Here is a 6,684-nt window from a genome sequence, read left to right on the forward strand (position 1 = left end):
ACGCGCCTCGGGGGAACGGGGAGACTCCCCGGCCCGGCGGACGGCCTGAGCCCGGTTGTCGGATTCGGAAATCGATCCCTCCCGGCCAGCCTGACGATCGCGGCGAAACGCCCTTGTATACCCCCCGGGGGTATGTTATAGTATTACCGAACGAGAGGGAAAACACTATGAACCATATAACCAGGCATGACGAACAGACTACGGCCTTGCGGCGGATCGAGGGTCAGGTCCGGGGGTTGCAGAGCATGATCGCCGACGGGGAGTATTGCATCGACATCATCACCCAGATCTGCGCGGCGATCAACGCCCTGTACGCGGTAGCGGAAAAGATTTTATCCAAGCATATCGAGCACTGCGTGGTCGAGGCCTTCAGAAGCGATTCTTCGGAAGAGAAGGAAGAAAAGATTTCCGAGATCATGGCGGTGGTTCACCGGTTGCGAAAACTTTGAGGACGAACCGAGGAGATTGTCATGAGGAGACTGGTATATTGTACCGTCGCCGCCGCCATAAGCCTGGCGGCGGGGCGCGAAACCGCGGGAAATCCGGTCCCTGACGGAACCGCCCCGCCCATCGAGGTAGGGAACGCCTTCTGCCCGGTGACCGGCGCAAAAGTGGGGTCGATGGGCGCGCCCGTAACCTATGCATACGAGGGTCGCCTGTATAATCTCTGCTGCCCCGGCTGTAAACGAACAATCGAACAGGATCCGGCCCGATATACCTCCAGGGTTAAGTCCCTAGCGGTCGAAGCTTTCCGATTCGGGTTCGAACCGGAGACGATCGCGGTGCGTCAAGGCGATATCGTCGTCATCGACCTGAGTTCACGGGACACGCGCCACGGTTTTTACATCAAGGAATACGGGATCAACGCCCAGTTCGGAAACGACCGGACGGAAAAGGTGAGCTTTATCGCGGATCGCCGGGGTGAGTTTCCCATTCTCTGTTCGGTTTACTGCGGGGCGCGCCACGGTCGGATGAAAGCCACGCTGATCGTTCAATGAAGAGCGCGCGGATCGGAGCGATAGTCGGGTTGATATCCCTGGGCATGACGCCTTTATCCGCGCAAACCGGGGACAGGGACTTCCTGACCGGTTTGACCGAGGAAGCTTTGGCGGCCAATCCACTGGTGCGGTCGTACTATCTCCAGTCCCAGGCGGCGCTCGCCGAGGCCGGGGCCGCGGGTTCCCTGCCTCAGCCCCAAATCGGTTTCGCCTATTTCGGCGAAGCGGTACAAACCAAAGTCGGACCGCAGGAGAGCAAATACAGCATTTCCCAAACGATACCCTTCCCCACCAAATTATCGCTGAACAGCAAAATCGCGGACCGGGCCGCCCAGGTAGAGCAGATCAAATACGTATTGGCGGTCAGGGACACGGTTCAACAGATCAAGCTGACGTTCTTCGATTACTATCTTACCGTCTCCACCCTGGCCACGCTGAGGGAGGAAAAAGCGATCTTGAACCAGATGCTCGGGGTGGCCCGGTCCCGCTACGAAACTTCTCCGAACCTCAACCAAACGGACTTGATCAAGATAAATCTGGAGGCGGCGGCTTTGGAGGCTGCGATCATCGGCGCCGAGTCCCGGGAAAACATGGGCCGCGCCTCTTTGAACAGAATCCTGGCTCGGCCGCCCGAAACCGCCCTGGACATCCCGGAGGGGTATGCCCCTCTCACCTCGGCCCCGACCTTGACCGAATCCCAAGCGCGAGAAGAAGCGCTGCGGGAGAGTCCCCTGGTTTTATTGGACCGGTTGGGGGTGGAAAAAGAACGGTTCCGGCTTTCCTTGGCCCGGGAAGAATATCTTCCCGACTTCGGGGTGATGGGCGAATACATACAGATCGGGGACGGCACGACTTCGCTCCCCGACGACGGACAAGACGCCTGGCTGGTGGGGGTGAACGTGCGGGTGCCGCTGTGGTTCTGGAGCATCAGGTCGCGGGTCGATGCGCAGCAGTACCGACTGAACGCGGTCGAAGCGGCACTTGCCGACCGGGAAAATTTCATCGTTTTCAAGATCAACGACCTTTACTTCGGCATACGGTCTCTGACGCGCCTGATCGACCTCTACGAGAATGTTCTTTACCCGCAAGCGCGGCAGAACTTTTCCGTTTCACAATCGGCTTACGAACAAGGCAACGGAGATTTCCTGAACTGGCTGGATTCCGAACGCAAGCTTTTATCCATACGGTTGGAGTTGACGGCCAAAATCGTGGACTACAACAAAACGGTGGCGCGGTTGGAATATATCCTCGGCCGGCCGGTACCGTAAGGCGGAATCGACATGAAAAAAATTATCGGAATTTTGCTCCTGGCGGGCGCGGTGGGGCTCTTCTTCATGCATAGCCGTCCGGAACTCCGGGCAGCGACGGAACCGGAAGCCGCGGCGGAGACGGAAACCGACATTCTTTATTATACCTGCGGCATGCACCCTTCCGTCCATATCACGCCCGAGGCTTACGCCGCCGGCCAGACCCAATGCCCGATCTGTTCCATGGACCTCATCCCCGTAACCAAACCCCGGAGCGAGGGCCGCCCCATGGAAGGCATGGTGATGGTGAGCCCTCGTGAAAAAGCCTTGGCCGGGATCGCCACCGCGCCCGTGGAGATGCTCGACTTGTTCAAGGAGATCCGAACCGCGGGGAAGGTCGCGTACGACGCGGACCTGCGCTCCGCCCAACAGGAATATCTCGAAGCCCGGAGAGCCTACGACCGCGCTCTCGAATCGCAGTTTCCCGAGGCGCAAACCCGGGCGCTGGCGGTGGTGGAAGCGGCGCGGTTCAAGCTTAAACTCGCCGGCGTGGACGAACCATGGATCGCCGAGATCGAAACCGCGGGCAAAGCCGACGACAGCTTGGTTCTGCCCGGGGAAGCGATGTGGGTATATGCCGATTTTTACGAGTATGAATCGTCCTGGCCCCGGCCCGGCGACACGGTCGAGATTATCGCCCCCGCCGACCCCGCTCTGGTCCTGACCGGTGAAATAAAAGCCGTCGAACCGATCGTGCGCAACGATACCCGCACCATCCGGGTCAAAATCCAGACCCGCAACTCCGATGGGATTTTGAAGCCTAATATGTATGTCGATGTCTACCTCTGGAGCGAGATGGGACCGGCGTTGGCGCTGCCCCAGGACGCGGTCTTGGACACCGGCACTCGCAAACTGATCTACGTCGAGGAAGGAGAGAACGGTTACGTGCCCCGGGAAGTGGTCACCGGGCCGGCGGCCACCGCCGTCGTAGACGGAGAAAAAACCGCGGTCTATCCGCTGGTAAGGGGAGCGGCGGAAGGGGAACGAGTCGTCACCGAAGGAAATTTCTTGATCGACTCGCAGTCGCGGCTGGGCGCAACCGCCTCGGCGTATTCCGGCGCCTTGGATCACGCCGGCCACGGGAAGTGAAGCGGCTATGATCGGCAAAATTATCGAACTTTGCTTGAAAAACCGCCTGCTGGTGGTGGGCGTATTCGCTTTGGCGATCGTCGGCGGCTGGGCGGCGATGAGAAGCACCCCGGTCGACGCCATCCCCGACATCGGAGAACTTCAGGTCCTGGTCTACGCCGACTGGCCGGGACGAAGTCCGCAGGACCTACAGGACCAGGTGATCTATCCCCTGACCACGGGCCTGATGGGAACGCCCGGAGTAAAGGCCGTGCGTTCGTCCGCGGCCTTCGGTTTCGGAATCGTCAACATGATCTTCCAGGAGGGGGTCGACTTTTACTGGGCCCGTACCCGGGTCTTGGAGCGGCTCGATTTCGCCAAGCGCGACCTTCCCCCCGAGGCCGTCGTAACTCTGGGCCCGGACGCCACCGCCCTGGGCCAGGTCTTCTGGTATACGGTGGAAGGAGAGGGGTACGATCTGAGCCGGTTGCGCTCCCTTCAGGACTGGTATATCCGTTACCAGCTCAACGCGGTCCCGGGAGTGGCCGAGGTCGCTTCGGTGGGCGGATACGTCAGGCAGTACCAGATCGATGTCGACCCCAATAAACTGGTCGCCTTCGGAGTCAATCTTCACCAGGTCATCGACGCGGTACAGAAATCGAATATCGACGTGGGCGCCAAGGTGTTCGAAACGGGCGATGTCGAATTCATCGTGCGCAGCGCCGGGTTCATCAAGAACCGGGAAGATATCGAAAATATCGTGGTGACTGCCGGGGCCGGCGTCCCCGTCTACGTGAAAAATCTGGGAACCGTCACCCTGGGTCCGGCTTTCCGTCGAGGCGCCCTGGATAAAGAGGGGCAGGAAGCCGTCGGCGGAGTCGTTCTAATGCGCTACGGCGAAAATCCCCTGACCGTAATAAAGAACATCAAGGCGAAAATCCGCGAGATCTCGGTGGGTCTGCCCCCGGGAGTGAAAATCGTTCCGTTCTATGACCGCACCGGCCTGATCGCGCGGGCGATCGACACGTTAAAATCCACCCTGCTCCAGGAGATCCTGATCACGGTGCTGGTGATTGTCCTGTTTCTGCTGCACTTCGGGGGCAGTCTGATCGTATCCCTGGTCCTGCCCATCGGGGTTCTCTTGACCTTCATTCTCATGCGCGGGTTCGGAGTGGACGCCAACATCATGTCCTTGGGCGGCATCGCCATTGCCATCGGCGTCATGGTCGATGCCGGCTGCGTCCTGGTGGAAAACATCTACACCCGCCTGGTGCAGCGCCGACAAGCCCTGAACACGAAAAAACTCGAGGCGCAGGTGCGTCTCGAAGTCTGTATCAAGGCGGCTCGGGAAGTCGGTCGGCCCGTGCTTTTCGCGCTTTTGACCACGATTATCGGATTCATTCCGGTATTCGTGCTCACCGGTCAAGCCGGGAAAATGTTCAGACCGCTGGCCTTCACCAAAACCTTCGCCATGGTTTCGGCGGCAGTGGTGGCGCTCGCCCTCTTGCCTACCTTGGCCTACTACCTCCTGCGCGGACGGCTGGTATCGCTGGAGAGAAACCGGGCGGCGGTGATCCTGAAAAAAATCTATCAGCCGGCGTTGACGTGGGCTTTGGGCCATAAGAGAAGCGTTGTAGGTATCGCCCTGGCCTTCATCGTCCTGGGAGCTCTGTGCGGTTCCCTGCTCAAGCAGGAATTCATGCCCCCCCTGAACGAAGGCGATCTTTTATTCATGCCGGTGCTTCTGCCGGGAGCGTCTCTCACCCAGGTCATGGATGTCCTCAAGACCCAGGACATCGTGATCAAACGGGAATTTCCCGACGAAGTGGAATGGGTCGTAGGCAAACTGGGCCGCGCCGAAACCGCTACCGACCCGGCGCCGGTGGGAATGATCGAAACCATCGTTCATCTCAAGGATAAGCGGCACTGGCGCCCGGGCATGACGCGGGCCGAGCTGATCGACGAAATCCAGGAAAAAACCCGCATGCCCGGGGTCAGTCCGATCATGACTCAGCCGATCCGTAACCGCATCGACATGCTCGCCACCGGCATCCAGACTCCGGTCGGCATCAAAATCTTCGGCGAGGACCTCGATACGCTGGTCGAGATCGGCACCCGTCTGGAGCAGATCGTCTCCACCGTTCCCGGAGCCTTAAGTCCCTACGCCGAGCGCACCTCCACCCGTCCTTATTACGAGATTGAAATCGACCGCCGGGCCGCGGCCCGCTACGGGATAAAAGTCGCCGATATTCAACACGTGGTCATGACCGCGATCGGGGGGATGAATTTGACCACGACCGTCGAAGGCCGCGAACGGTATCCGGTCCGCGTACGTTACCTGCGCGAACTGCGCGATACCCCCTCCGCTCTGGAACGGGTTTTCGTCCCTTCGCCAACCGGGGAACATATCCCTCTGGCGGAGCTGGCCGCGCTGAAAACGGTCCCGGGACCGGCCATGATCAATACCGAAAACACCCTTACCTACGCCCGGGTGTTCATCAATGTCGATCAGAGCCGAACCGGGCTGGTCGATTTCGTCGAGGCCGCCAAGAAAAAGGTCCGGGAAAAGATCGACGGCAAGGAACTGGTAGTGCCTCCCGGCTATTTCATCAGCTGGTCGGGCCAGTTCGAATCCGAGATGGAGTCCCGGCGGCGGCTTATGCCGGCTCTGGCGATAGCGTTGGCCGTGATCCTGCTGCTGCTGTACATGGCCTTCAAGCGACTGGATACCCTGTTCATCGTGGCCAGCGGTATCCCGGTATCGCTCATGGGCGGGGTAATCATCCTGTATCTGCTGGATTTCCGTTTTTCGACCGCGGTCTGGGTGGGCTTTATCGCCCTGTTCGGGGTCGCCACCGACAACGCCGTGGTCTTGCTGTCGGTACTGGAGGAACTTTTCAAGAAAAAAACGCCGCGGACTATTACGGAGATACGCAGCCTCGTCCTCGAAGGAGGTTTGATGCGGGTGAGACCGATCATGATGACCACCATGACGACCATCATCGCCCTGGCCGCGATCATGTTTTCCACCGGGACCGGTTCGGAAATCATGAAACCGATGGCATCGCCCACGGTCGGAGGATTGATAACGGCCACGCTCTCGAACCTGCTTCTGGTCCCGGTCCTGTATTGCTGGCTGCGCGAACGGGAGCTGCGCCGGAAAAAAACCGCCGGGATCTGAGGCAGCGGCGATACTGATATCTTCGATCGAACCGCTTTAAGGACGGGTTTGTTCGCGCAATTTCGGTTCCGGCCCGGTTTTGCCTTGACCCGGCGGCGGTTTGTTTGCTATGTTTTTATAACTGCTTGGT

5 protein-coding genes are annotated in these 6,684 nt (G+C 59.5%); all 5 read left to right on the forward strand.

Annotation, left to right across the window (positions count from 1 at the left end; genetic code table 11):
- The first annotated feature begins 167 nt into the window (after nt 1-167).
- The 5 genes from PLZ73_12490 to PLZ73_12510 are packed head-to-tail and all read left to right on the forward strand — an operon-like array spanning nt 168 to nt 6,554.
- Nucleotides 168-449 carry a metal-sensitive transcriptional regulator gene (locus PLZ73_12490; protein ID HOO78691.1) on the forward strand — a complete coding sequence of 94 codons (282 nt, stop codon included), beginning with the start codon at nt 168-170 and terminating at the stop codon, nt 447-449.
- Between the two features lie 21 nt (nt 450-470).
- A complete protein-coding gene (locus PLZ73_12495; GenBank protein ID HOO78692.1) occupies nt 471-998 on the forward strand; it encodes a hypothetical protein in 528 nt (175 codons plus the stop codon).
- Complete coding sequence (locus tag PLZ73_12500; GenBank protein ID HOO78693.1) at nt 995-2,266, forward strand: TolC family protein; 1,272 nt, start codon at nt 995-997, stop codon at nt 2,264-2,266. The genes PLZ73_12495 and PLZ73_12500 overlap by 4 nt, the downstream gene beginning before the upstream one ends.
- Before the next feature lie 12 nt (nt 2,267-2,278).
- Nucleotides 2,279-3,394, forward strand: coding sequence for an efflux RND transporter periplasmic adaptor subunit (locus PLZ73_12505; protein HOO78694.1), 1,116 nt, complete (start codon nt 2,279-2,281; stop codon nt 3,392-3,394).
- 7 nt (nt 3,395-3,401) lie between these two features.
- Nucleotides 3,402-6,554, forward strand: a complete 3,153-nt coding sequence (locus tag PLZ73_12510; GenBank protein ID HOO78695.1) for a CusA/CzcA family heavy metal efflux RND transporter — start codon at nt 3,402-3,404, stop codon at nt 6,552-6,554.
- Nucleotides 6,555-6,684: the final 130 nt, after the last annotated feature.

The sequence above is a fragment of the bacterium genome (genome assembly GCA_035380285.1).
Taxonomy (GTDB): Bacteria; Auribacterota; Erginobacteria; order Erginobacterales; family DAOSXE01; genus DAOSXE01.